The organism is Planomonospora sp. ID91781 (genome assembly GCF_015711595.1).
Classification (GTDB): domain Bacteria; phylum Actinomycetota; class Actinomycetes; order Streptosporangiales; family Streptosporangiaceae; genus Planomonospora; species Planomonospora parontospora.
This window is the reverse complement of sequence record NZ_JABTEY010000001.1, coordinates 4,240,444-4,264,123: the sequence shown is the minus strand read 5'-3', so window position 1 is coordinate 4,264,123 and position 23,680 is coordinate 4,240,444. Positions and strand designations below refer to the sequence as shown.

The following is a 23,680-nucleotide window of genomic DNA, read 5'->3' as shown; positions in this document are numbered from 1 at the left end:
CCACCGGGAGCGAGGGTTCCGCCGGGGAGGGGGCTCCGGCGAAGTCCGCCGCGATCGAGGGGGTCGACACCGTCACCGCCGGCTGCCCCGCCGCCGGGGGTCAGGGCCCGCCGCCCGCTCCAGCACCGCGGTCGTCTCGGCGTACCGTGCGGCCACCGTGGGCGTCGCGGGTGCGCCGTCCCCGCCGCCGGGCGGACCGGTCGGCACGGCCTGTACGGCCACCAGCGCGAGGGCGGCCGCCAGCCCAACCAGCCCGGTCAGCACGATACTTCCCCGGTTCATCCCACTTCCCCGGTTCATCCCGGCCGGCACGATCCTTCTCCGGTCGCCGGAGCGCGGGAATCCCGGACGGCCGGGCCGGAGTCGGCGACGGCCGGAGGCCGTACCCGCGGGAGCGGTCCGCGCGGCCGCCATGAGGCGCTCCCGGGCGGGCCCGAGGCGGTCGGCGTCCGGCCTCCGGCGCCTGCGCCCGCATCTCGCGCAGCGCGCTCAGCTCATCCATGACGCTCTTCCTCGGTAGCGGCAGCACCTCCCGGTCCCCGGCCGAAAGCCCGGCCAGCGCCCCGGCCAGGTCCTTTGCACGGCCGAGGCGCTCACCCGGGCGTCCACCCGGTCGGCGTAGCTCTCGGCCGCCTCGTCGGCTCCGGTCCCGGCCAGCGCTCGGTAGGACCGGATCTCCACCCGGCGGTGCCTGCCGATGAGGTTCCCGGCGATGCCGTACAGCCAGGGGCGGGCGTCCGGCCGGGTCAGGTCGTAGCGGTCACGCCGCCGGAACGCCGCCAGGAACGTGTCGGCGACCACGTCGTCGGCCGGGGAGTCGCCCAACCGCCGGACGGCGTAGCGGTGGATCTCCGGCGCGTACCGGTCGAACAGGAGCGCGAACGCGTCCGGTTCCTCCAGGGATATCCGGATCACCTCGGCGTCGCCGACGTCACCGGCGTCCTCGGCCGCCCCGGCGCGGTCTGTATGCGCGATCAATCCGGCTCCGATCGTCCGGCCCCGGATCTCCGGGGTCCGTCATGGTGTTCACCTTCCTCTCACCCGATACGCCGCGGAGGGTTCACGGCCGGTTCCGCGCCGCCGTGCCGTGCCGCCGTGAGCCTGCGGGGCCTGCCGGTCCGCGGGCGGCGTTCACCGTTGGCAGGATGGCGGGGTGCGTGTACGACCCGTCTCCATGCCATCCCTGGTCGAGGAACTCGCCGACCGGATCGCCGACTCGCCCCGGAGCTCCTGGGTGCGGGTGGCGGTCGACGGCGCGCCCGCCGCGCGGCCCGGGGACCTCGCGGACGCGCTGGCCGGGCCGCTCCGGCTGCGCGGCCGCGAGGCCATGCGGGTGTCCGCGTGGGACTTCCTGCGTCCGGCCTCACTCCGCTTCGAGCACGGCAGGACCGACCCGGACGCCTTCTACGAGGACTGGCTGGACGCGGGCGGCCTGACCCGCGAGGTGCTGGCACCGCTGGACCCGGGCGGCTCGGGCAGGGTCCTGCCCTCGCTGTGGAACACCGCCACCGACCGGGCGACGCGCGCGCCGTACGTCACCCTGCCGCCGGGAGCGGTGCTGCTGCTGGACGGGGCGCTGCTGCTGGGCCGGTGGCTCCCGTTCGAGCTGACCGTGCACCTGCGGCTCTCCGCCGGCGCGCTGGCCCGCCGCACCGACCCGGAGCTGCGCTGGACCCTGCCCGCCTACGAGCGCTACGAGCTGGAGGCCGAACCGGCCGAGACGGCCGACGTCGTCGTCCGGGTGGACGATCCGAGGCACCCCGCGGTCGTGATCGGGTAGCCCCGCGGTGCCGGGCCGCGCCGGGCCGGACGACCGCCGGAACGCCGCCCGCCGCGATCCCTGTCCCGCGTCCGGCCCGCGGGTCACCTCCCGTCCGTGTTCCCGCCCCGGTCGCCGTCGCGCTCGGGGCGCGGGTACACCGTTCCGGCGTGCGCCCGCTCCTCCGGATGCCGCCGGACCCGCCTGAGGCTCAGGACGACGGTGACGAGCAGCACGGTGAGGATCACGCCGAGCGACGCGAGGGTGGGGATCTCCGGGATCTCCGCCGACACCTCCCGGTGCAGGAAGACCAGGACGAGTTTGACGCCGATGAACGCGAGGATCGCGGAGAGCCCGATCGACAGGTAGACCAGCCGCTCCAGCAGCCCTTCGAGGAGGAAGTAGAGGGCGCGCAGGCCGAGCAGGGCGAAGGCGTTGGCGGAGAAGACCAGGAGCGGGTGCTGGGTGATCCCGAAGATCGCCGGGATCGAGTCGAGTGCGAAGAGCAGGTCGGTGCTGCCGATGGCGACGAAGACGAGGAACAGCGGTGTGATCACACGTCTGCCGTCCTCCCGGGCGACGAGCCGGCCGTCGTGGAAGTCGCCGGTGACGGGGAGGACGCGGCGGACCCAGCGCAGCAGCGGGTTGTCACCGGGATCGGGGTCGTCGTTCCGGTGCCGGAAGAGCTGCACGGCGGTCCAGAGCAGGAGCAGGCCGAACAGCAGGAAGGTCGGCGAGAAGAACGAGATCGCCGCCGCGCCCGCGGTGATCAGGACCACCCGCATGACCAGGGCGGCCGCGATGCCGAACAGCAGCGCCTTCTGCTGGTGGCGGGCGGGCACCGCGAACCGGCCCATGATGACCACGAAGACGAAGAGGTTGTCCACCGAGAGGCTCTTCTCGACGATCAGCCCCGCGAAGTACTCCGTCGCGATGTGCGGACCCGCCAGCGCCCAGAGCCCGAGCCCGAAGACGACGCCCGCCCCCAGGTAGAACACCGACCAGAGGGCGGCCTCCTTCATTCCCACGGCGTGCGGCCGGCGGGCGGCCACCACGAAGTCGAGGACGAGCAGCACGACCACGATCCCCACGACGACGGCCCAGGCCCCCAGCGAGTCGATGGTCATCTCGTCCTGCTTCCGTCCGCTGCACGAACACCACCTCCCTCGTCTTCCCCGCCGCCGCCCGCCGTACCCCGAGCGGCACCGGCGGAGGCGGCACGAGGTGCGGTGGGACGGGCCGCGCGCCGCGACGGCCGGCGCGTACGGGGACGCACGGCCGGGCATACGGCCGGGCGTACGGCTTGATGCCCGGCCGGGCGGCGGGGCGCACGGCTCGGCGTACGGCGGGGCGGCGTCAGCGGAACCGGCGGAAGAACTCCCGCACGTCCCCGACCAGGAGCTCGGGCTGCTCCAGCGCGGCGAAATGGCCGCCGCGGTCGAACTCGGTCCAGTGCACGATGTTCTCGCTCCGTTCGGCCAGCCGGCGGACGGGCGGGGCGATCTCGCGGGGGAAGACCGCGACCCCCGTCGGGGTCGCGGAGACCTCCGGCCGGCTCCGCTCGCGCGCGAACTCGTGGTACAGCCGCGCCGAGGAGCCCGCGGTGTTGGTCAGCCAGTACACCGTCACGTTGGTGAGCAGCCGGTCGCGGTCGACCGCGTCCTCGGGGACCCGCTCCGAGTCCGTCCACTCCTTGAACTTCTCCGTGATCCAGGCCAGCTGCCCGGCCGGGGAGTCGGCCAGGCCGTAGGCGAGCGTCTGCGGCCGGGTGGACTGGATCTTCATATAGCCGGACATGTCGTCCAGGAAGCGGCCGAGGCCGTCCAGCCGGGCCCTCTCGTCCTCGGTCAGGTCGTCCGGCTCCCCCGGCGCACCGGTCGGGACGGTCAGCAGGAAGTTCAGGTGCACGCCGGCGACGTGCCCGGCGTCGGCCAGGCCGAGCTCGCGGGAGACCATCGACCCCCAGTCGCCGCCCTGCGCCCCGTAGCGGTCGTAGCCCAGCCGCTCCATCAGCACGGCCCACGCCCGGGCGATGCGGCGTACGCCCCAGCCCCTCTCGGTGGTCGGGCCGGAGAACCCGTAGCCGGGCATGGACGGGATGACGAGGTGGAAGGCGTCGGCGGGGTCGCCGCCGTGCGCGCGGGGGTCGGACAGCGGGCCGATGACGTCCAGGAACTCCACCACGGAGCCGGGCCAGCCGTGGGTGAGGACCAGCGGCAGCGCGTCGTGCTCGGGTGAGCGGATGTGCAGGAAGTGCACGTTCTGGCCGTCGATCACGGTGGTGAACTGCGGGAAGGAGTTGATGTGCGCCTCGTGCGCCCGCCAGTCGTAGGCGGTGGCCCAGTGGTCGGCGAGCTCCCTGAGGTAGTCCGGCGGCACCCCCAGGTCCCAGCCCGCGCCCGGCAGCCCGCCGGGGAACCGGGTACGGCGCAGCCGGTCGCGCAGGTCGTCGAGGTCGGCCTGGGGGACGTCGATGCGGAAGGGCCGGATGGCGGCGTCATCGCTCATGTCCACCACACTGCCATCCGGCGCGGCGGGGGGGCTCGCCCGCCGGACGGCCGGGCCCACCGCGGTCAGGCCCGGCCCGCGCGGCGGGGGGCTCGCCCGCCGGACGGCCGGGCCCACCGCGGTCAGGCCCGGCCCGCGCGGGTGCGGAGCCGCTCCAGCGCCGCGGTCAGGCCCACCCGGTGCGGGTGCGGAGCCACTCCAGCGCCGTACGGCCCTGCGCCCGCTGGAAGGCGCGGAGGGTGGGCAGGCCCGGCGGGTCGGGCTGCCTGGCCTGGCGGACGAAGTAGCCGGCGAGTGCGGCCAGGACCGCGGTCACCGCCTCTGGATCGGCCGCCCGCCCGACCGGGTGGGCCGTGAAGACCTCCTCCGCAGGCGGACCGCCCTGCATCCGCACACTCGGCAGCAGCTGCAGCAGGTCGAACCAGGGCGCGCCGGTGAAGGCCCACGGCCAGTCGACCACCACCACCTCCCCGGGGGTGAGCAGCAGGTTGTCGGCCCTGATGTCGCCGTGGACCAGGCTCTCCCCCCGGATCGCCTCCGGCCAGCCCTCCTCCAGGCCGGCCAGGGCGTCCAGGTGGCGCGCGGCCCACGGGTCCAGGCCGGCCAGATCGTCCTCGCCGGCGTCGCGGGCCTCGGCCAGCAGCCGCCAGCCCCGGAGCTGCCCGTCGAGCCTCTCCTGCGCCGGCGGGGCGGGGATCGGGGACGGGGTCAGCACGGCGGCCAGCCGGTCCAGCGCGTCGAGCACCCGCGCCAGCTCGTCGGCCCGCCACGGGGCGGCGGGCGGGCGGCCGTCCACGTCCTCGAAGAGCAGCGCCACCCAGCCGCCGGAGTCGAAGGAGGCCAGCAGCCTCGGCGCGGGCACGTCTTCGGGGAGCGCGGCGGAGATCCGGGCCTCGGCCCGGTAGATGTCGGCGGAGAGCGGGTTCGGCTCGGGGCCGACGGCCTTGACGAACGCGCGCCGCCCGTCCGCCAGGGTCAGCCTGGCGGCGGCGCCCGGGGAGAACCCGCCGGTCTGCGTCACGGCCCGGGCCACCGGTGCGCCCAGGCGGTCCTCGACCGCCCGGCGGATCTCCTCGGGCACGTCCTGCCAGGGCAGGCGCACGCCGGTCGCGGGAACGTCCACGGCCCCATCCTGCCGGGAGGCGTGCCGCGCGGTCGAACCCTTTTCCGGCCCTTTCCGGTACGGCCGAGCCGCCCGCCGAGCGCCACCGCCGCGGTCGCGTCCCTGGTCACGTCCCCGTCGGCGGCGGTGCCCGGCGGAGACCCCTTCCGGCAACCGGAGCGTCACCGTGGGAGCGCTCCCAACTTTTGGTCCCGACGTATTGAACAAAGGATCGGGCCCTACTACGGTGGTCGCAAATGAAAGCGAACCCGACGGACGGGGCGCCCTCCCATCTCCCGGAGGGAAGTCCCCGGACAAGAAAAGAATACTTACAGTAAAGTCGCGCGACCGACGCATTCCCCCGCGGACCCCGTCCTCGCCGACGCTCCGCGCCAACGGGACGCATTCCGTCACGCTCCCGGGGCGTGCGACCGGTGATACACCGGGAAATGCCCGCCGGTCACCACGCGGAAATCCCGCGGACCACACGGTGCTGAGCTCTTGAAATTCGCGACCGATGATGCCCCGCCATTCTCGGCCGCCAGAGCGGCTGGATCCATGACCACGATTTCCCTGATCGTTCCGTGCTACAACGCGGCCCGGACGCTGCGCCTGTGCCTGGAGTCGGCGCTGTCCCAGACCCGGCCGCCCGACGAGATCGTCGTGGTCGACGACGCGAGCACCGACGGTTCCGCGGCGATCGCGGAGGGACTCGGCTGCCGTGTCATCCGGCTGCCGGAGAACCGCGGGGTCTCGGCCGCCCGCAACGCAGGCGTCGAGCACACCACCGGCGACGTCGTCTTCTTCCTCGACTCCGACGTGGCGCTGCGGCCCGACGCGGTCGCCAACGCCGTGGAGATCCTCCAGCGCGATCCCGGTTACGGCTGCGTGCACGGCATCTACGACACCGAGCCGCTCATCGACGACGGGCCGATCGAGCGGTACCGCATCCTGCACGCCGTCCACTGGCGCCGCCGCCAGCTGGGCGAGGTCGGCAGCGCCGTGTTCGCCCTGGCCGCCGTCCGCCGCGAGGCCCTGCTCGCTGCGGGGAGGTTCGACGAGGGGCTGCGGGACTCCGAGGACGTCGAGTACAGCAGCCGGCTCGCCCTCCGGTGCCGCATCGTGCTCACCGACGCGGTCGCCGGCCGTCACGACGACGGGAGCAGGCTGCTGCCGATCCTCACCGAGCAGTGGCGCCGGGCCCTGCCCGTGATCCCGCTGATGGCGAGGGCCGCGGCCCGGGGCACCGCCGGCGACGCCAAGCTGGCACGGGCGAACCGGCCGGCCGGGATCCTCGCCTGCGGGCTGGCGATGGCGTCGCTGCCGCTGGCCGCGCTGCACCCCGCCCTGCTCGCGGCGCCCGCCGCGGCGGTCACGGGGTTCGTCCTCGCCGACCCCGAGTTGCTGAGGTTCGTCCACCGGCAGCGCGGAACGGCCTTCACCGCCTATTTCATGGCCGTCCACCTCGCCGTCCACGTGGTGCTCGTCGCCGGCCTGGCCGCCGGCTCCCCACGGGCGATCCCCTCACTCCACGCCATGGTCAGAAAAGGGAGGCCGATTCCCGGCCGATGACCGCGGGATCGGAAATCATCCACCGGACAGCACGTTCACATGAAGAATATGGAGAAGCGCGGCATGCTCTGCGCCGAAACTCACCGAAGCGAAACGACGGCCGCGGACGCACCGCGTCCGAATACGGCTGACGGGTGCCCCGGAAGCGCCCCGGCCCGCGAGCTCCGTACGCGGGCGGCCGATACGCGCGCGGTGTCCGGAACGACGATGGAACGGTCAGTGAAAAGAATGGCACCGAAATCACGTGTCCCGATGCCGGATCCCCCGGGGACGGGCACGGCCGTCCCCGGCCCGGCCGGTGACCGGTGGCCGGCCGGGACGTCCCCCGCGATGACGCGGCGGCTGCAGAGAAGGGTCCGGACCTCATGACCACGCAGCACGGCAGGCCTCCCGCGTCACCGCCCGGCGAAGGGGTTCCGGCCGCGGAACCCGGCCGCGCCGGCGACGTCGTCCTGGCCGCCCGGCGCGGCTGGGCCCTCCACGTGTGGTGGATCGCCCTGGCCGCCGGGACCGTCGGCGCCGCGGTCTCCTGGCTGGCCCCCCACGGCAGGGAGATCCAAGCCGCGTGGGAGCTGGTGGTCAAGCTGCTCGCGTTCGCCTGCCTGTGCTGCGCGATCGCGTTCTTCCCATGGGTGTCGCGGCGCCTGCACTGGCTGCTGTACATCCCGTTCGTCTTCTTCACCGCGTACGTGATCCCCCGGGTCAGCTGGTTCTACTACGGCGACGCCGGACGCCTCCAGGGCGACGGCTTCTACACCCACCTGTACCTGCTGCTCTACCCCGGGATCGTGCTCACCGTCGCGGCCGCCTACCGGATCGGCGGCGGCACCCCGGGCCGCTGCCTGCAGGTCGCCGTCAGCGGCATCCTCATCGTGTTCTCCGGCCTGCTCGACGTCATGTGGCAGGTGGTCAACCCGGTCGAGATCCCCGAGCTCATCGACGCTCCGCACATCAACCTGTTCACCGGCGGGCCGATCTCGTTCGGCGCGGCGATCGTGTTCACCCTGGCGCACGTCCCGGTCGTCGTCGCGGTCAACCTGCTCCCCCTGGACCGCTGGATCGGCCGCCTGCTCGGGGCCGGGGAAGCCGCGGCACGGTGACCGGGACCACCACGAGGAGGCGAGGCGTGCCGTACACCCACGACGTCCCCCGCGCCGGCGGCGCGGCCACGGACCCGAGCGCCGGCCCTGCCACCGGTGCGGCCACCGGCGCGCCCGTCGGAATCTCGGTGGCGGCGCCCGCCTACAACGAGGCGGACAACATCGCGGCGGCGGTGACGGAATGGCGGGACTACCTCGAAAGCCACCCGGCGGTCGGCGCCTGGGAGATCGTCGTCTGCGACGACGGGAGCACCGACGCGACCCGCGCCATCCTGACGGACCTGCAACGGCGGTGCCCGGAGCTCGTCGTCGTCGGCTTCGACCGCAACCGCGGCGCGGGCGCCGCGATCGCCGCCGCGATCGCGGCCACCCGGCTGGACTGGGTCGTGCTGCTCGACTCCGACGGCCAGTTCCCCATCGCCAACCTCGACCGGTTCCTCACCCGCCTGCAGGCCGGTGACGGGACCGCCTTCTCCGGGGCCCGGATCCACAAGGCCGACGCCCTGGCCTACCGGTGGGGATCGGCGGCCAGCGGCGCGGTCAGCAACCTGCTGCACCGCACCCGCTACCGCGACTTCAACTCGATCTTCAAGGTGGTGCGCGGCCCGCTGCTGCGCGCGCTGCCGCTGGAGTCCGGCGGGATGAACTGCTCGACCGAGATCACCGCCCGCGTCGCCGAGGTCGGCCACGCCTGGGTGGAGATCCCGATCGAGCACCGCGAGCGCGGCGGGGGCAGCCGCGGGTGGCGGTTCTGGCGCGGGGCCCGCGACCGCGCCCTGTTCGTGGGCTACCTCGGCTACCGGCGGTGGCTGCTGCGCCGGGGCGTGCTGCGCGCCCCGGACGCGCCCTCGGCGGAGGAGGTCCGATGAGCCCGCCGTACCCCTCCCCTTCCCCCGGCCCCGGTCTCGGCTCCGGCCGCACGTCCGTGGCCCTGTTCAGCGGCGGGCGCGGCGGGGCCAGCATCGCGCGCCGGCTGCTGCGGATCCCCGGGGTCGAGCTCTCCCTGCTGATCAACGGCTACGACAACGGGCACTCCACCGGGGCGCTCCGGCGCTACCTGCCCGGGATGCTGGGACCGTCGGACTTCCGCAAGAACCTGCTGCTGCACCTCGACGGCGGCGACCCGCGCCAGGCCGCGCTGAGGAGCGTGCTGGAGCACCGGTTGCCCGCCGGGAGCACCCGCGACGACCTCGCCGGCCTCGTGGACCGGCTGATCCGCGGGAGGACGTTCGGGACGCTGCCGCCGGAGGTGCGAACCCCGATCGTGCGGGACCTGACCGTCTTCCTGCGCCACCTCGACGGGCGTCCGCACGGGCTCAGCCTCTCCGACTGCGCGCTCGGCAACCTCGTGTTCGCCGGCGCCTATCTCCGGCTGGGCGGTGATTTCAACGCCGCGGTCGGTTCGTGCGCGCGGACGTTCGGCTCACCGGCCCGGCTGGTGAACGTGACCGGAGGCGAGAACGCCTTCCTGGTCGCGCTCAAGGAGGACGGCCGGCTCCTGGCGGACGAGGCCGACATCGTCGCCCCCCAGGACGCCGCCGCCATCACCGACCTGTTCCTGCTCCGCGAACCCGTCGTCCCGGAGTCCCGGACCGCGCTGCAGGCGCAGCCCGCCGAGCGGCTGCGGCGGACGCTGGACCGCGCCCGCGCCGGGATCTCGCTGAACCCGGAGGCCCGGGACGCGCTCCGGCACGCCGACCTCATCGTCTACGGCCCGGGCACACCGCACTCGTCGCTGCTGCCCAGCTACCTGACCCCGGGCCTGGCGGACGCGATCGCGGCGAACCGGGCCGCGGCCAAGGTCTTCGTCGTCAACATCCGCGACGACCACGACGTCCGGGGGCTCGGCGCGTCCGACCTGGTGGACCGCACCCTGGCCTATCTCGGAGACCCGTTCAACGAACGGCGCACCGTCACCCACGTCCTCTGCCACCGGACCGCCGCACCGGCGGGCGTCACCGGCGGCGGGCGGGCGGGGGTGCGCTGGATCACCGGAGACCTGGAGGATCCCGGGCGGCCCGGCGCGCACTGCGGCCGGCGCACCGTCTCCGCCCTGACGGGCATCGCCGCCGAGGCGTCCCTGGTGGGTGCCGGATGAACCCGGCGCCGGGCCCGGTCACCGCCGCTGCGGCCGCCGCGGCCAGGGCGATCGCCGGGCGGCGGGCCTGGTTCTGCGACCTCGACGGCACACTCGTGGACTCCGGCCCGGTCCACGAGGCGGCGTTCCGCGACGCGATCACCGAGATCGCCCCCGAGCTGCTCGGCTCCTTCCGGTACGACGCGCACGCCGGGACGGGCACCCGCGAGGTGGTGGCCGGCCTGGGCGCCGCCGGCGACGTCGCCCGGCGGCTGGTCCGGCGCAAGCAGGAGCTGTACCGCGGCTACGTCGACGCGGGGATGGTGGCCCCCTTCCCCGGCGCCCGCCGGCTGCTCGACCTGCTGGCCGACCGCGGCCGCACGCCGTACCTGGTCACCGGTGGCAGCCGGGGATCGGTCGAGCGGGTCCTGGCGGCCTGCTCGCTGGGCGGGTGCTTCCGCGGGGTGCTCACCGCCGACGACGTCCCGTGGAACAAGCCCGACCCCCGGTTCTACCTGCGGGCCTGCCGTGACTGGGCCGTCCCCCCGGACGGCGCCGTCGCCGTGGAGGACTCCGTCCACGGGGTGGCCTCCGCCGTCGGCGCCGGGCTCGTGACGCTGCAGGTCCACGCGGCCGGGCCCGCCGCCGGGGCGGTCGCGGTGCGGGACCTGGACGAGATCGCGTCCCTCCTGGAGGCGGAGGACGGCGGCGGGTTCGAGACGGAACCCGAGACCGGGCCCAGGACCGGGCCCAGGACCGAGCCCAGGACCGAGCCCAGGACCGGGCTCGAGACGGAGTCCGAGACGGAGGACGGCGACAGTGAGTGACCGGCGCGTCTGCGCGGTGATCCCTGCGGCCGGGCGGGGCAGCCGCCTCGGGCTCGACATCCCGAAGATCATGATCGAGGTGGCCGGCGGCGTCACCGTGTGGCACCTGCTGCATCGGCGGCTGCGGCCGTGGACGGAGCACGTCCACGTCGTGGTATCCCCCGCCGGCGAGGGCCCGTTCCGGGACCTGGCGGCCGACGAGATCGCCCGCGGCACCGTCTCGGTCGGCGTCCAGGACGAGCCGAGGGGCATGGGCGACGCCGTCTTCGGCGCCGCCCCGCACTGGGAGCCGTACGACGCGGCCCTGGTCGTCTGGGGAGACCAGGCGAACCTGTCCCCGGAGACCGTGCGCCGGGTCGTGCACGCCCACCGGCGGGACCACCCGGAGGGACGGCCGGGGCTCACCCTCCCCCTGGTGCCGATGCCCGACCCGTACGTCGAGTACGAGCTGGCCGGGTCGGCCCTGGTGCGGGTGCGGCAGTCCCGGGAGGGCGACGAGTGCCGCCCCGGCGGGCTCAGCGACGTCGGCGTGTTCTGCCTCAGCACGGACGGGCTGGCCGCGGCGTGGGAGGACTACCTGGCCGGCGCCGTCCCCGGGGCGGCCACCGGCGAGGTCAACTTCCTGCCGTTCCTGCCCCACCTGTCGCGGTCCTGCGGCCGGCGGGTGACGGTGGTGCCGGTCACCGACCCCGACGAGGCACGCGGCGTCAACACCGAGGACGACCTCGCGTTCGCGCGGCGGGCGTTCCTGCGGAGCCCGGAGTGACGGCACGGCCGGACCGGGTCCACGTCGTCTGCTCCGAGCTCCCGCCCGACGTCGTCGGCGGGCTCGGGCGGTACGCCGAACGGCTGACGGCCGCGCTGGAGCGCTCCGGCGTCCCGGTGGAGGTGTTCGGGACCGCCGGGCCGCGCTCCCGGTCCCCGCGCACGGAACGGGCCGGCGACGTCACGCTGCACCGGGTCCGCACGGTCGGCGCCGGCCGCGCCGGGGACCCGCGGACACCGCTGCCCGTACGGCACCTGGCCCGGATCGCCGGGCTGATCGTGTTCAACGTGCGCGTCGCGGCCCGCATCCTGCGCGCGGGCGCCGGCCGGCCCGGATCGGTCGTCGTCGTGCACGACTGGATGGGCTGCCTCGCCGGGATCCTGTGCCGGGTGCTCGGCCGCGCACCGGTGGTGTTCCACGTCCACAGCCGCGAGTTCGACCGCGGCCCGTCCCGGCGCCGGTCCCCGGTGGCCGCCGGCATCGCCGCGCTCGAGACGCTCCAGGCCCGCACGGCGCGGCTGATCGTGGTGCCGAGCGAAGGCATGCGCGACGACCTCGCGGCCCGCGGCTGGCCGCGCGACCGGCTCCGGGTCGTGCCGCACGGCTTCGAGGACCCCGCCCTGGTACGGCTGGCCGGGCTGCCCGGCGCGGACCGCGACCGGCTCCGCGCGGAGGTCCGGCGCCGCCACCTGCCCGGCGGGCGGGGGCGGCTCGTCGTCTTCGCCGGGCGGCTGTCGCCGCACAAGGGCGTCCGCACGCTGATCCGGGCGGCGGCCGCGGTGGCGCGGGAGCACGATGACGTGCGGATCGTGCTGCTGGGCGCACAGGCCCCGCGCACCGGGGACAACGCGGAGGTGGCGCGGCTGATCGAGCGGGAGGGCGTCGGCCGGCACGTGGTCCCCGGCTACCGGTTCCTGGCCTCCTCCGAGGTGTTCGCGCACTTCCTGGCCGCCGACGTGTGCGTCTTCCCGTCCGTCTACGAGCCGTTCGGGCTGGTCGCCGTCGAGGCGATGGCGCTGGCCCGGCCGGTGGTCGTCGGACCCGGTTACTCCCCGGAGGTGGTCGGGGACGGGGCGCTCCGGTACGGGCGCGACTCGCCGGAGGAGCTGGCCGCCGCCCTGCTGCGCTGCCTCGGCGACCCGGAGGCCGCCGCCCGGCTCGCCGTACGCGGCGCCGCGCACGTGCGCGAGCGGTTCACCTGGGCGCGCACGGCGGAGCTCACCCTGGCGGCGTACGGCGAGGCCGCCCGGTGACGGCGATGACACCCGCGGCGCCCGGAGGATCCGACGCATCCGTGACCGCCGCGGAAACCGCGAGGCCCATGAGGCCCGCGACGGCGGACCGCGAGGCCGCCCGATGACGCCCCGCGGGACGGCCGGAGGCCTGCGCGCCCGGGCCGCGCGGCTGCTGCACGGCCGCGGCTGGGCGGTCGGGCCGACGGTGACGGGCGCCGCCGCCAGCGGGGTGACCGCGGCGACCGGGCTCGTCATCGCCCGGGAGATCGGCGCCGCGGCGTTCGGCCACTTCACCGTGGTCCTGACGATCGCCACGATCCTCACCGTCGGCATGCTGATGAGCCTGCACTACGTCATGTACCAGGAGCTGCCCCGGGCCGAGCCCCCGGACCGTTCCGCCCTGGTGACGACGGCGCTGCTGTCCGCGCTGGGGCTGACCGCGGCCCTGACCGGCGCCGGGCTGCTGGCCGCCGCGCCGCTGACCGCCCTGCTCGGCGTCGACGTCCGCACGCTGTGCTTCTCCCTGGCGCTGGCGGCGGCGATGACGGTCAACCAGCTGACCGAGAGCTTCCTGCGCGGCCTGAAGCGGTACGTCCTCACCGCCGTCCTGAAGTTCGCCGTCGCCGTCGCCTACCTGGGCGGCTCGTCCTACTGCCTGCTCGTCCTGGACATCCGGGACGCCGAGTTCTACCTGGTCGCGCTCATCGCCACGAACGCCGTCTTCGCCGTCGCGGCCGTGGCGGGCTGCGAGGTCGTCCCCCGCTCCTGGTCGCCGGCGCTGGCGCGCTCGCTGTACCGGCACGGCGGCTACGTGACCGTCCTCGCCGTGTTCACCGCCCTGGTGTTCGGGGTGGATGTGATCTTCCTCAACCACTGGGCGGGCCCGGCCGACGTCGGCGTGTACTCGGTGTACAACGGCTTCCCCAAGCGCCTGTTCGGCGTGCTGTTCACCGACGGGATCGGCCTGGTGCTGCTGCCCACGCTGGCCACCATGGACAAGCCCGCCCTGCTGCGGCGCATCGGCAGGATCACCCCGGCGGTCGCCGCGGCCACGGTGCTCCTGTCGTTCGCGGGCAGCACCGTGTTCTTCCTCCTGCTCGGCGAGCAGTACCCGTACGAACTCGACCTGATGGCGCTGTCGGCCGCGGGGATGGGCGCCCACATGCTGTTCAACCTCTACTCCACCGTCCTGCTGATGGACGGGGTGCGCGGCGCCAAGGTGCTCATCGGCTGCATGGTCGCCGGGACGCCGGTCGCGCTCGCCTGCCAGGCGGCGCTCACCGCCTGGCAGGGCCTGGCCGGGGCACTGGTGGCGTTCGCGCTGAGCAATCTCATCCTCGTCGCCCTCGTGGCCGCCGCCGCGACCCGGACGTACCGGCGGGCGGCCCCGGCGGGCGCGGCCCGTTCCCAGGAGACCGCACCGTCCCAGGAGACCGCACCGTGAAGATCGTCCATGTCATCAACCAGTTCCCGCCCAACATCACCGCGGGGCTCGGCCGCTACGCCGAGGAGATCGTCCCGCATCTGGCCGGCCACCGGCCGCTGGCGGTCTTCACCCTCAACGACACCGGTGACCGGCCGGTGCACGAGCGGCGCGGCGCCGTCACCGTGTACCGGCCCCCGGGCCGGATCCTCGGCGCGCTCGGCCGCAGGCGGCGCCTCAACCGCACCCGCCGGACCGAGTTCGCCCTGCTCGCGGCGAGCGTCGTGGCCGGCAACTGGCGGTACTTCCTGCGGCTGCTGCGGGCGGGCCGGAGCGGGCGGCCCGACCTGGTCGCCGTGCACGACTCGACGAACTTCCTCGCCGGGCTGCTCTGCCACTACGTGCTGCGGCTGCCGGTCGTCCTGCACGTGCACACCACCGAGTACGGCGTGGCCCCGCAGCGCAGCATCACCGACCCGCTCGGCGTGTTCGCCGCCGTCGAGCGGTGGCTGGGCCGGATCGCCCGCCGCGTCGTCGTCGCCACCCCGGAGGTGCGCGACCAGCTCACCGCCGCCGGCTGGGACCCGGCGGCGATGGACGTCGTGTGCCTGGGCGGCACGTTCGAGCGGGTGCTCGCCGACCCCGGCCTCGACCGGGACGGGCTCCGCACGGGCGCCGCCGCCCTGCGCGCCCGGCTCGGCATCCCGGCCGGGGACCCGGTCCTGCTGTTCGTCGGCCGCCTGGAACGGCAGAAGGGCGTCTACCAGTTGCTGGAGGCGATGCCGCGGATCGCGGCCGCCGTCCCCGGGCTGCGGCTGGTCCTCGTCGGGGAGGGCGACCGGGACGGCATCGAGCGCATCGCCGCCGAGGCCGGGCTGGGCGGGTGTGTCCTCACCTCGGACGGGTTCGTCGACGGCCGGGCCCTGCTGGAGTACTACACGATGGCCGACGCCTGCGTCTTCCCCTCCCTGTTCGAGCCGTTCGGCCTGGTGGCGACCGAGGCCATGGCCCTGGCCAGGCCGACGATCCTCGGCGACGGGTTCTCCCGGATCTTCCTCGGCGACCCGGAGCGGCCCGCGACGCGGTTCGTGCGCGCCGCCGATCCCGGCGACATCGCCCGCTGCGTGATCGACGTCATGACGGACCCGGAGCTGCGCCGCGCGCTCGCCGAGAACGGCGAGCGGTTCGTGCGGGAGCGGCTGAGCTGGGCCCGGGCCGCCGAGGAGACGCTCGCGGTGTACCGGTCGGCGCTGAAGGGGGCCGCCCCCCGCAGCCGGTAGCCGTCCCGCCCGTCCAGCAGGGCCACCACCGCGTGGCGGCCGGAGACCGGACCCGCCCCGGAGTCAGTGACCGTCCAGCAGGGCCACCACCGCGTGGTGGTCGGAGGCCGTCCCGGTCTCCACCACGTCGGCCCATTCCAGGCGGGCGGCCAGCGGCTGCGACAGCATGATGTAGTCGCTGCGCGTGTCGACCAGCACGCCGGCGCCGCCGCGGGGCGCGGTGGCCCAGCGCGACGAGCGCGGCCGGGCCCGCAGGGCGTCCACCCAGCCGGCCTTCTCCAGCCGGTCCATCACCTCGAACCGGGGCGGCCGGCCGTACTTGTCGATCCCGGCCTCGGCCAGGCGGTCGGCCAGGTCGTCCGGGTAGGGGTCGTGGCGGGAGAGCCCGTTGAGGTCGCCGACCAGCAGGCAGTCGCGCACGGCCAGCAGTTCGGGCGGGAGGAGGCGGAGCAGTTCGTCCGCCTCGGCCAGCCGTGCGTCCTCGTCGCTGGCGACGAGGTGGGTGCCCAGGACGAGCAGCGGGTCGCCCCCTCCGGGGGAGGCCAGCTCCACCTCGACGGCGCAGTGCGCCATGAACGGCGGCGCGTGCACCGCCCGGCGCAGGATCGGCGCGCGGGACGCCAGGCAGACGTTGTACCGCCGGCCGCTCGGCCGCCGGTTCGCCGTCCCGACGACCAGGTGCTCGTCCCCTCCGGGGATGCCGATCGCCCCGGCCAGCTCGCGGAGCCGCCCGCCGTCCTCCCAGCCGACGCACTCCTGCAGCACCAGCAGGTCGGGCCGCTCGGCCGCCACGATCGAGCGGATCTCGTCGAACCGCTCCTCGCCCCCGACGAGCACGTTGAAAGACAGAACCTTCATGCCTCAGACGTTCCCACAAGCCCGCCCCGTACCGGACATCGGCGGGTCGGGCGTGCCCTCGCCCTACCGGCAGATCCGCGCCGTGTACACCGACGGCTCCGTCACCGTCCACCGGGCCTACGCCCCCCGCTGTCGGACATTTCTCATACCGTTCACCCCTCCGCCGGTGCCCGGTGGAGCCGTACGGCATAAACCGGATCATGCAGGAGCACGGGCACAGGCCTTCGGGTCCGGGTGACCGACTTCGTCCTCCCCTCTGCTCGCGCGTCGGCACCCGCAGGTTCAGTGAAGACGATGAATTCCCGCGCCGACTTTGCTTTTCCGGTTACGCGGTCGCGTGCGACGACGAGTGGCCGCGCGGTGATTTCCGATGAACGGATCGCCGCGCGGCCGGATCGTCATTCAGCTGTCATTTCCCCGTCATCGCCAGGAGTCGTTCCTGCTGGCGGTTCCGGTGGGAGGAGTGGTGAACGTCCGGTCGGGGCCGGATTCCCAGATGACGGAACCGTCGGAGTTCTTCTTGACGTACTTGAACGCCACGGCGGTGTCGGGCGGCAGGAGAAGGGCCCCGCGCCACACGGGATAGTCGCCGGAGGACAGCCGCAGGGCCCTGGCCGGGTCCCAGCCGCCGAGTTCCGGCAGGTCGCCGACCACGAAGACGCTCTGGCCGAAGGCGGTGGCCGCCTCCACGTTGAAGGAGGCGGCGACCTGTCCGGACGCGCCCTGGGCCCACACGTCGCTGCGGGTCACCGTGCCCGCCGCGGGGGTGGTGAAGGTGCGGTTCGGGCTGGACTCCCAGGAGACGGCCCCTGTGGAGTCCTTCTTGATGTACTTGTACTGCACGGCGGTGCCACCGGGCAGGGTGACGGCGGCCCGCCAGCGGGGATAGTCCGCCGGCGACAGCGCCACCGCCTCTGCGGGGTTCCAGGCGCCGAGCTGCGGGACGCTTCCCACCACGAAGATGTTCTGTCCCACGTGGGTGGCGGCCTCGGCGGTGAAGGTGACCGTGCTCGCGCTGGCGGCCCCCGCGGGCAGGGCCATGCAGGCCAGCGCGACGACGAGGGCGGTCAGCAACACGAACGCTCGCCGGGCGTGACCGGTCCGGGGGGCCGGGCGTGCGTGTTCGGTCGAATGCGGGAACACCATTTCTCCTTGTTCTTGACGGATAAGAACAGCCGGGGACGCCGATGCTGCGGCGGCGGCGTCCCCGGGGCGCGCGGAGCTCCTTGCGATCATGAGTCTCGCCTGCCGCCTTCCATCTTGCAAGGACTTGCGGAAATTTTCTGAATAATTACCGGTCACCACTAGTCCCTACTCGATGACGAGATGCAGTGAGAGGTTGCCGGAAGTGCCGTTTCGCACTGGGACCGGGGTGGCAGAATTGGGCGTGAGATGGATCACAGGGCATTCCCGGGAAGTCTTCTGCGGATCTCTTACTTTGAGTACGGCGACTCCGGCGAGGATCACTTGATGAAACTTGCAGGAAATTGCGTCCCATATCGGCAAGAAGGGATCATCGCGATGCGCCACCCGCCGCTGCGCTCCTTCGTGCACTCACCGTGACCACACCCGTCGCGCTCGCCGGAGGTCAGGACCGCACGTGCAGCCCGAACCCGGAGCGGCCCGCGGGTTCCAGACCTTCCTTCAGGTGCAGCGACGGGATCTCGTAGTCACCGGAGTTCTGCCTCCGGAACGCGATCGGCTCGGTCGACTCCAGGGTCAGCAACCGCTGTTCCCAGGCCTTGGCGATGTCCGGGAAGTCCTCCTCGGTGATCCGGTCCGCGCCGTACAGCACGAACGGCGGCAGCACCTCGATCCCCGGGTAGTACAGGACCCCGTGGTGGATCGGGAACAGCAGGTCGTCGATCGGGCCGTTGATCCCGCGCTCGGCGTAGTGCGACTCCGGGCCTCCCGCCGTCACCGAAAGCAGCGCCCGCCTGCCCGCGAGGGTCCCCTCACCGAAGCGCTCCCCGTACTTGACGTCGCTGTGTTCGCCGACGCCGTATGCGAAGTGGTACGTGAAGACCCGGTCGACCCAGCCCTTGAGGATCGCCGGCATCGTGTACCACCACAGCGGGAACTGAAAGATGACCGTGTCCGCCCACAGCAGCTTCTCCTGCTCGGCGGCGACGTCCGGAGTGAGGGTCCCGGTGTCGAAGGCCCGCCCCGAGTCCGCGGCGACCCTCAGCGGACTCGAAGCGGACGGGCCGAAGTCCCCGGCGTCCACGACCGCCTTCCAGCGCATCGCGTACAGGTCGCTGACCCGCACCGCGTGCCCCGCCTTCTCCAGCGTGGCCACCGCCAGGTCCTTCAGCGAGCCGTTGAGCGACCTCGGCTCCGGGTGGGCGTAGACGATCAGCGTCTTCATGCGAACTCCTTCGGATCGGGTGCCTCCGATCCTTCGCACCCGGGCGGTCGCCGTTCAGGGGCGCTTCTTCCGTCGGACCCGGCTTCCTGGTAACGGCAGGGCCACCTTCAGCGCCGGCGTCCGCGGGATACTCGGCCGATGGACGATCTCGCGGGCTTCCTGCGCACCCGCCGCTCCCGGGTCGACCCGGCCGGAGCGGGCATCCCGGCCGGCGGCCGCCGCCGGGTCCAAGGGCTGCGCCGCGAAGAGGTGGCGCACCTGTCCGGGGTGAGCGTCGACTACTACGTGCGCCTCGAGCAGGGCCGCGCCACGCAGCCCTCGGAGCAGGTACTCGACGCACTCGCTCGGGTCCTCGGGCTCGACGACACCGAACGCGGGCACCTGTACCGGCTGGCCCGGCAGCGGCGCCGGAAGGCGAAGCCGCCCACCGGGCGGCTGCGCCCGGAGCTGACGCGGGTCCTGGACCTGATCACCGACGCGCCCGCGCTCATCGTCGACCACCGCCTCGACGCCGCCGCCGGCAACCGCCTCGCCGAACTGCTGTACGGCCGCCCCGTGAAAGGCCTGAACACGGCCCGGCACATCTTCCTGGAGGAGACCGGGCGCGGCCTGTACGCCGACTGGGACCGGTGCACCCTCGACGTGGTCGGGCACCTGCGCCTGGCGGCCGGCAAGTACCCCGAGGATCCGCGCCTGGCCTCGCTGATAGGGGAACTGGCGATGGGCAGCGAGCGCTTCCGGCGCCTGTGGGCCCGCGCGGACGTGCGCGCGCGGACGCACGGGCGCAAGGCCTACCGGCACCCCCTGGTCGGGGAACTGGAACTGCACCAGGAGAACTTCGCGCTGCCGGATGAATCAGGCATGGAGCTGCTGGTGCTCTCGGCTGCCCCCGGCAGCCCTTCCGCGGACGCCCTGCGGCTGCTGGCCGGCCTGGGCGCCGACGCGGGCGGCGCCGTGGGCCGAGGTGACGCTGCCGAGGATCCCTTGGAAGCGAGCCGGAGCCGTCCCATCTGACGGGTCCGTACGGCGCCTGCCCGGGCGCGGCCCGTCTGCGGCCGTTCCCCGGCCGGCGGAGCCGGACCGGCCCGGTGCCCGGCCCCGCCGCGCTGATCCGCTCAGCCGGCCGGGTGGATCCGGAGCAGGCGCTCGCGGTCGCGGGGGTCGGCGGTGCCGCGGGCGAACCAGTCGGTGAGCCGCCGCAGGACGTCGTCGTCCGTGCCCGCGTCCAGCAGCAGTTCGGGGCCGACGAGGGCGGCGACCTCCTCGAAGGCGTCCCCGTGATCGGTCAGCGTCCAGCCGCGCCAGTGGTGCGCCGGCCACGCCGGATCGAGGAGGCAGTCCAGCGACCACCAGTCCAGGCGGCGGCCGGGGACGTCCAGGAGGGCCCCGTTCCAGGGGACCGACTCCAGCGCCGCGAACCCGGTGGCATCCTCCTGGGCGGAGGCGAGCACTGCGGGCCCGGCCAGCAGCGGCTCGGCCATCCCGCTGGCCCAGCAGCCGCTGAAGGACAGGCGGCCGCCCTCGTCGCGGACGGCGATGAGGGTGGGGGCGACCCGGGCCAGGTCGTCATCCTCGCTGGGCGCCAGGGCCCACTGGCCCGCCAGCGGAGACGGCGGTTCGTCCAGGTAGAGCACGGTGTCGTACGGCAGGCCGAGGTACTCCATGACCTGATACAGGCCGCGCGGCGCCCACGTCACCGTCCAGCCCGGCCACAGGGCGGCCATCATCTTGAGCCAGGCGCGGACCTCTCTCAGGCCGGTGCGGGGGTACCCGGCGATCTCACGCTCGGTGTGCACGAGAAGCCGCCGCTCGCCCAGGTTGAGCAGCGCCACTGCCCGCCACCACACGGAGTTCATCCAGAAGGCCGCGTGTCCGCCCTGCTGCCGGCGGATGAAGTCGAGGGTGCGTTCGGGGCCCCAGAGCAGGTCGCGGTGGAAGGTGGCGGCGCCGCCGCGCTGCGACCAGACCCGGTGCCCTCCGCGGTCGACGACGACGTAGTGGGCGTTCCCCGCGCTCATGACCGCCAGATTAGACGGATTCCACACAGATTAGACGGATTCCACGGCCACGCGTGATCGCCGGACCGGACGGACCTCGGCCGCTCATGACCGCCGGGCCGGCCGGGCCTCGGCCGCTCATAACCGCCGGACCAGGCGGGCTTCAGGGCCCCCGGACCGGACGGGTCCCACAGCGAGGCGGGTCAGGCGGCCAGGTCCAGGGACGGTTCGAGGGAGATGACCTGGCCCGCCGTACGGCGCAGCCTGCGGCTGAGGGCGCCGGGGCGGGAGACCACGACGACCTGGACGCCGCGGTCACGGAGCCAGTCGGCGAGGTCGGTGAAGGCGCCGTCGCCGGAGCCGATGACCACGCGTTCGAACCGGATGTGCAGGTGGTCGAGGCGGATCACCTCGCGCAGCGCCTCGTCGGCGCCGTCGCGGCCGGAACGGACCAGGAGCTGGATCCCGGCCAGCGCGAGGCCGACGGGGAGCATGGCGCCGTGGTTGACGGCGGCGACGTACTGGTCCATGCCGCCCGCGGGGACGCGGCGGCGGTAGAGGCGCATCATGGTGACGACCTCGCCGAGGGCGGGGCGCGGGGCTCCTACCAGGTTCTCCACGTCCAGCAGGTGGACGGTCCGACCCTGCGACAAGTTGCGCATGAAATGCCCCTTTCGCCCACATATCACCACATGTCTTGCACTTTAATGCTGGAAATCGCTGGAATTCAAGGGAGGCGGGTGGAACTCCTGTTACGATCCGGGCCGTGAGTGAACCACTGGACGCGCTGGAGCAGCGGATCGCCGAGCTCCGCGCCGAGGTGCGGCGGGCGGTCAAGGCCCGCGACACCTCGCTGGCCCGGCTCCTGCGGGCGGACCTGCGCCGGGCCGAGCGGGCCTGGGACGAGGCGGTTGTCACCGAGGAGGCCGGGAAGCCGGCGGAGGAGGCGGGCCCCGCCCTCCGCGAGCCCGGCGCGGCGCTGATGCCGATCCGGGAGCAGGTGCACCAGGCGCTGCTCCTGCTGGGGGTGCCGACCGCCGCCAAACTGGTCGTCGCGGTCAACGAGGCGTTCTTCGCCGGCGGGCTGCGCAGCCCGCAGCTGTCCAGCCTCCGCCGGGACGAGGAGCGCTCTTTCCGCAGCGATCCCTACGCCCGGCCGTACTACCTGTGCGCGGCGCTGACCGACCGCCTCTCCCCCGCCCGGGGGCTGCTGGCCGACAGCACCTGGCCGCTGGAGGCGCGGGTGGTGGGGCCGCTGAGCCCGCGGGTCGACTTCCTCACCGCCGCCGTCCGCATCGCCGAGCACCTGACCCGGCTCGCCGAGCCCCCGCCGGGCGCGGTGCGGCTGCTCTCACGGATGGCGCAGAACATCCCGGGGGCCGTGGAGGGCGGGTTCGGCCCGGCCGACCCGGCGACCGTGGTCGGGGCGGCCCGGGCCGAACTGGAGGTGCACCTGCCCGCCGACACCGCCCAGCGGGCCGAGGTGGCGGCGCGGGCGGGCGATCAGCTGACCGAGGTGGAGCGCCTGTTCGGCGCGGCCGCACTGAGCACATTGAGGGGAGCCTGCTGATGGGCGGGCATCACGAGGTCCTCCGGGGACACGACCGGCACGGCGGGCGCAGCAGGGGAGCCGTCCTCCACGACCGCTCCGGGGGCGTGCGGTGAGCCGGCTGGACGACCTGCGCGGGCCGGTGCCGGCCCGCGCGCACGACGCCCGGGCCATCGCGGCACTGGCCGCCAACCCCGGTTGCGCCCGGCGGTCGCTGCTGGACGCCGCCGGGGTCGACAAGGACGCCGCGGCCCGGCACGTCGGCTTCCCCGCGCCCTTCGGCCAGTCGCAGTTCGCGATCACCCGCGGGAACGTCTTCGAGTCGCTGGTGAAGGAGAACGGCTGCGCCGAGCTGCTGCGGCTGCTGCGCGAGCTGATGGGGCTGCCGATCGCGCAGGTCGGCTACCGGGACGTGGAGAACGTCGGCGCGCACCTGCGTGCCTCGCACACCCGGGCCCTGATCGACCGGGCCGCCCGGGAGAGCGAGGACTCGGCGGTCTTCTACGACCACCCGCTGCTGAGCCTGCGGATCGCCGGGCAGACCTCCTACCTGGAGCCGGACGTGGTGGCGTTCCAGCTCGGCGGGCGCTTCCACGTGGTGGAGATCAAGTCGTTCTCCGTGATCGACGGCCAGGCCGAGCCGGAGAAGGTGGCGGCGGCGGCGCGGCAGGCGGCGGTCTACGTGCTGGCGCTGCGCGCGCTCATGGAGGAGCTGGGGCACGACCCGGAGCGGGTCTCCCACGACGTGGTGCTCGTCTGCCCGGAGAACTTCGCCAACCGCCCGGTGGCCTCGCTGGTGGACGTGCGCAGGCAGCTGGCGGTGCTCCGGCGGCAGCTGGCCCGGATGACCCGGGTGGACCGGCTGCTGGAGGACCTGCCGGAAGGGCTGACCTTCTCCCTGGAGCCGGACGCCGACGGCGTGCCGACCCGTTCGGCGGGCGAGCTGGCCGAGGCGCTGCGCCGGGTGCCGGCCCGGTACGCGCCGGACTGCCTGGCGGCGTGCGACATGTGCATGTTCTGCCGGGACGAGGCACGCGGCTGCGGTTCCACCGACCTGCTCGGCCGCCAGGTCCGCGACCAGCTCGGCGGCGTGTCCGGGATGGACGAGGCGCTGGGCCTGGCCGAGGGCACGCGTGAGCCGGAGGAGGGCCAGGAGGAGATCGCCCGCCTGCTCCGCCTGGCGGACCGCCTGCGCCGGGAGTGCGTGGCATGAGCGAGCGGACCGGAAGACACAGCCGCCTCGCGCTCATGAGACCGAC

The 23,680-nt window shown here is 74.1% G+C and carries 23 protein-coding genes; 13 read left to right on the top strand and 10 right to left on the bottom strand.

The features are described 5' to 3' along the window. Positions 1 to 72: 72 nt before the first annotated feature. Positions 73 to 282: a hypothetical protein gene (locus tag HS048_RS19240; protein WP_196467726.1), complete on the bottom strand. Its 210-nt coding sequence runs from the start codon at positions 280 to 282 to the stop codon at positions 73 to 75. A 207-nt stretch (positions 283 to 489) separates the two neighbouring features. After that, positions 490 to 978 (bottom strand): RNA polymerase sigma factor, encoded by a 489-nt coding sequence (locus HS048_RS19235; RefSeq protein ID WP_196467725.1) that lies wholly within the window; start codon positions 976 to 978, stop codon positions 490 to 492. 175 nt (positions 979 to 1,153) lie between these two features. On the opposite strand from HS048_RS19235, the gene HS048_RS19230 reads away from it, so the two are divergent. Continuing rightward, positions 1,154 to 1,780, top strand: a complete 627-nt coding sequence (locus HS048_RS19230) for a uridine kinase (protein ID WP_196467724.1) — start codon at positions 1,154 to 1,156, stop codon at positions 1,778 to 1,780. An 83-nt stretch (positions 1,781 to 1,863) separates the two neighbouring features. On the opposite strand, the gene HS048_RS19225 is transcribed toward HS048_RS19230, so the two are convergent. From HS048_RS19225 to HS048_RS19215, 3 genes are all read right to left on the bottom strand, one after another. Beyond that, positions 1,864 to 2,886, bottom strand: a complete 1,023-nt coding sequence (locus HS048_RS19225; RefSeq protein ID WP_196467723.1) for a TerC/Alx family metal homeostasis membrane protein — start codon at positions 2,884 to 2,886, stop codon at positions 1,864 to 1,866. 229 nt (positions 2,887 to 3,115) lie between these two features. Then, positions 3,116 to 4,267 carry an epoxide hydrolase family protein gene (locus HS048_RS19220; RefSeq protein WP_196467722.1) on the bottom strand — a complete coding sequence of 384 codons (1,152 nt, stop codon included), beginning with the start codon at positions 4,265 to 4,267 and terminating at the stop codon, positions 3,116 to 3,118. 166 nt (positions 4,268 to 4,433) lie between these two features. Then, entirely contained in the window at positions 4,434 to 5,390 is a 957-nt protein-coding gene (locus HS048_RS19215; RefSeq protein WP_196467721.1) for a phosphotransferase family protein, read from the bottom strand. A 537-nt stretch (positions 5,391 to 5,927) separates the two neighbouring features. On the opposite strand from HS048_RS19215, the gene HS048_RS19210 reads away from it, so the two are divergent. The 9 genes from HS048_RS19210 to HS048_RS38910 all read left to right on the top strand — a co-directional run bounded on the left by HS048_RS19210 (position 5,928) and on the right by HS048_RS38910 (position 15,649). Continuing rightward, positions 5,928 to 6,941 carry a glycosyltransferase family 2 protein gene (locus tag HS048_RS19210; RefSeq protein ID WP_196467720.1) on the top strand — a complete coding sequence of 338 codons (1,014 nt, stop codon included), beginning with the start codon at positions 5,928 to 5,930 and terminating at the stop codon, positions 6,939 to 6,941. 365 nt (positions 6,942 to 7,306) lie between these two features. Next, the gene (locus HS048_RS19205) at positions 7,307 to 8,041 is read left to right on the top strand and encodes a hypothetical protein (protein WP_068902962.1); all 735 of its coding nucleotides are present in this window, start codon (positions 7,307 to 7,309) and stop codon (positions 8,039 to 8,041) included. Positions 8,042 to 8,067: 26 nt separating this feature from the next. After that, positions 8,068 to 8,910, top strand: coding sequence for a glycosyltransferase family 2 protein (locus HS048_RS19200; protein WP_196467719.1), 843 nt, complete (start codon positions 8,068 to 8,070; stop codon positions 8,908 to 8,910). Continuing rightward, positions 8,907 to 10,139, top strand: coding sequence for a 2-phospho-L-lactate transferase CofD family protein (locus HS048_RS19195; protein ID WP_196467718.1), 1,233 nt, complete (start codon positions 8,907 to 8,909; stop codon positions 10,137 to 10,139). The genes HS048_RS19200 and HS048_RS19195 overlap by 4 nt, the downstream gene beginning before the upstream one ends. Then, positions 10,136 to 10,945 (top strand): HAD family phosphatase, encoded by an 810-nt coding sequence (locus HS048_RS19190; protein ID WP_196467717.1) that lies wholly within the window; start codon positions 10,136 to 10,138, stop codon positions 10,943 to 10,945. The genes HS048_RS19195 and HS048_RS19190 overlap by 4 nt, the downstream gene beginning before the upstream one ends. Beyond that, positions 10,938 to 11,711 carry an NTP transferase domain-containing protein gene (locus tag HS048_RS19185; RefSeq protein WP_307832544.1) on the top strand — a complete coding sequence of 258 codons (774 nt, stop codon included), beginning with the start codon at positions 10,938 to 10,940 and terminating at the stop codon, positions 11,709 to 11,711. The genes HS048_RS19190 and HS048_RS19185 overlap by 8 nt, the downstream gene beginning before the upstream one ends. Further along, the gene (locus HS048_RS19180; protein ID WP_196467716.1) at positions 11,708 to 12,964 is read left to right on the top strand and encodes a glycosyltransferase family 4 protein; all 1,257 of its coding nucleotides are present in this window, start codon (positions 11,708 to 11,710) and stop codon (positions 12,962 to 12,964) included. Before HS048_RS19185 ends, HS048_RS19180 begins: the two co-directional genes overlap by 4 nt. Positions 12,965 to 13,067: 103 nt before the next feature. Then, positions 13,068 to 14,390 carry a lipopolysaccharide biosynthesis protein gene (locus tag HS048_RS19175; RefSeq protein ID WP_196467715.1) on the top strand — a complete coding sequence of 441 codons (1,323 nt, stop codon included), beginning with the start codon at positions 13,068 to 13,070 and terminating at the stop codon, positions 14,388 to 14,390. Next, positions 14,387 to 15,649 (top strand): glycosyltransferase family 4 protein, encoded by a 1,263-nt coding sequence (locus HS048_RS38910; protein WP_196467714.1) that lies wholly within the window; start codon positions 14,387 to 14,389, stop codon positions 15,647 to 15,649. Before HS048_RS19175 ends, HS048_RS38910 begins: the two co-directional genes overlap by 4 nt. 63 nt (positions 15,650 to 15,712) lie before the next feature. On the opposite strand, the gene HS048_RS19165 is transcribed toward HS048_RS38910, so the two are convergent. The 3 genes from HS048_RS19165 to HS048_RS19155 form a co-directional block, all read right to left on the bottom strand. Continuing rightward, complete coding sequence (locus HS048_RS19165; protein ID WP_068902978.1) at positions 15,713 to 16,507, bottom strand: endonuclease/exonuclease/phosphatase family protein; 795 nt, start codon at positions 16,505 to 16,507, stop codon at positions 15,713 to 15,715. Between the two features lie 420 nt (positions 16,508 to 16,927). Further along, positions 16,928 to 17,584, bottom strand: a complete 657-nt coding sequence (locus HS048_RS19160) for a CBM20 domain-containing protein (RefSeq protein ID WP_231647603.1) — start codon at positions 17,582 to 17,584, stop codon at positions 16,928 to 16,930. A gap of 511 nt (positions 17,585 to 18,095) precedes the next feature. Then, the gene (locus tag HS048_RS19155; protein WP_196467713.1) at positions 18,096 to 18,875 is read right to left on the bottom strand and encodes an NAD(P)H-dependent oxidoreductase; all 780 of its coding nucleotides are present in this window, start codon (positions 18,873 to 18,875) and stop codon (positions 18,096 to 18,098) included. A gap of 138 nt (positions 18,876 to 19,013) precedes the next feature. On the opposite strand from HS048_RS19155, the gene HS048_RS19150 reads away from it, so the two are divergent. Beyond that, positions 19,014 to 19,889 carry a helix-turn-helix transcriptional regulator gene (locus HS048_RS19150; protein ID WP_068902984.1) on the top strand — a complete coding sequence of 292 codons (876 nt, stop codon included), beginning with the start codon at positions 19,014 to 19,016 and terminating at the stop codon, positions 19,887 to 19,889. A gap of 101 nt (positions 19,890 to 19,990) precedes the next feature. Here HS048_RS19150 and HS048_RS19145 read toward each other — a convergent pair whose 3' ends face one another. Together HS048_RS19145 and HS048_RS19140 are read right to left on the bottom strand one after the other, a co-directional pair. Further along, positions 19,991 to 20,893 (bottom strand): hypothetical protein, encoded by a 903-nt coding sequence (locus HS048_RS19145; RefSeq protein ID WP_196467712.1) that lies wholly within the window; start codon positions 20,891 to 20,893, stop codon positions 19,991 to 19,993. A gap of 182 nt (positions 20,894 to 21,075) precedes the next feature. Continuing rightward, entirely contained in the window at positions 21,076 to 21,534 is a 459-nt protein-coding gene (locus HS048_RS19140) for an NYN domain-containing protein (protein WP_196467711.1), read from the bottom strand. Between the two features lie 104 nt (positions 21,535 to 21,638). On the opposite strand from HS048_RS19140, the gene HS048_RS19135 reads away from it, so the two are divergent. Both HS048_RS19135 and HS048_RS19130 read left to right on the top strand, forming a co-directional pair. Then, the gene (locus tag HS048_RS19135; protein WP_196467710.1) at positions 21,639 to 22,442 is read left to right on the top strand and encodes a hypothetical protein; all 804 of its coding nucleotides are present in this window, start codon (positions 21,639 to 21,641) and stop codon (positions 22,440 to 22,442) included. Positions 22,443 to 22,533: 91 nt separating this feature from the next. Then, entirely contained in the window at positions 22,534 to 23,634 is a 1,101-nt protein-coding gene (locus HS048_RS19130) for a hypothetical protein (protein WP_068902992.1), read from the top strand. The last annotated feature ends 46 nt before the right edge of the window (positions 23,635 to 23,680 follow it).

Excerpts from the sequence above, each read along its gene's own strand:
- HS048_RS19240 (WP_196467726.1), bottom strand. The coding sequence starts at position 282 with ATGAACCGGGGAAGTATCGTGCTGACCGGGCTGGTTGGGCTGGCGGCC.
- HS048_RS19225 (WP_196467723.1), bottom strand. The coding sequence starts at position 2,886 with ATGACCATCGACTCGCTGGGGGCCTGGGCCGTCGTCGTGGGGATCGTG.
- HS048_RS19220 (WP_196467722.1), bottom strand. The coding sequence starts at position 4,267 with ATGAGCGATGACGCCGCCATCCGGCCCTTCCGCATCGACGTCCCCCAG.
- HS048_RS19210 (WP_196467720.1), top strand. The coding sequence starts at position 5,928 with ATGACCACGATTTCCCTGATCGTTCCGTGCTACAACGCGGCCCGGACG.
- HS048_RS19205 (WP_068902962.1), top strand. The coding sequence starts at position 7,307 with ATGACCACGCAGCACGGCAGGCCTCCCGCGTCACCGCCCGGCGAAGGG.
- HS048_RS19195 (WP_196467718.1), top strand. The coding sequence starts at position 8,907 with ATGAGCCCGCCGTACCCCTCCCCTTCCCCCGGCCCCGGTCTCGGCTCC.
- HS048_RS19190 (WP_196467717.1), top strand. The coding sequence starts at position 10,136 with ATGAACCCGGCGCCGGGCCCGGTCACCGCCGCTGCGGCCGCCGCGGCC.
- HS048_RS19175 (WP_196467715.1), top strand. The coding sequence starts at position 13,068 with ATGACGCCCCGCGGGACGGCCGGAGGCCTGCGCGCCCGGGCCGCGCGG.
- HS048_RS19165 (WP_068902978.1), bottom strand. The coding sequence starts at position 16,507 with ATGAAGGTTCTGTCTTTCAACGTGCTCGTCGGGGGCGAGGAGCGGTTC.
- HS048_RS19155 (WP_196467713.1), bottom strand. The coding sequence starts at position 18,875 with ATGAAGACGCTGATCGTCTACGCCCACCCGGAGCCGAGGTCGCTCAAC.
- HS048_RS19150 (WP_068902984.1), top strand. The coding sequence starts at position 19,014 with ATGGACGATCTCGCGGGCTTCCTGCGCACCCGCCGCTCCCGGGTCGAC.
- HS048_RS19145 (WP_196467712.1), bottom strand. The coding sequence starts at position 20,893 with ATGAGCGCGGGGAACGCCCACTACGTCGTCGTCGACCGCGGAGGGCAC.
- HS048_RS19140 (WP_196467711.1), bottom strand. The coding sequence starts at position 21,534 with ATGCGCAACTTGTCGCAGGGTCGGACCGTCCACCTGCTGGACGTGGAG.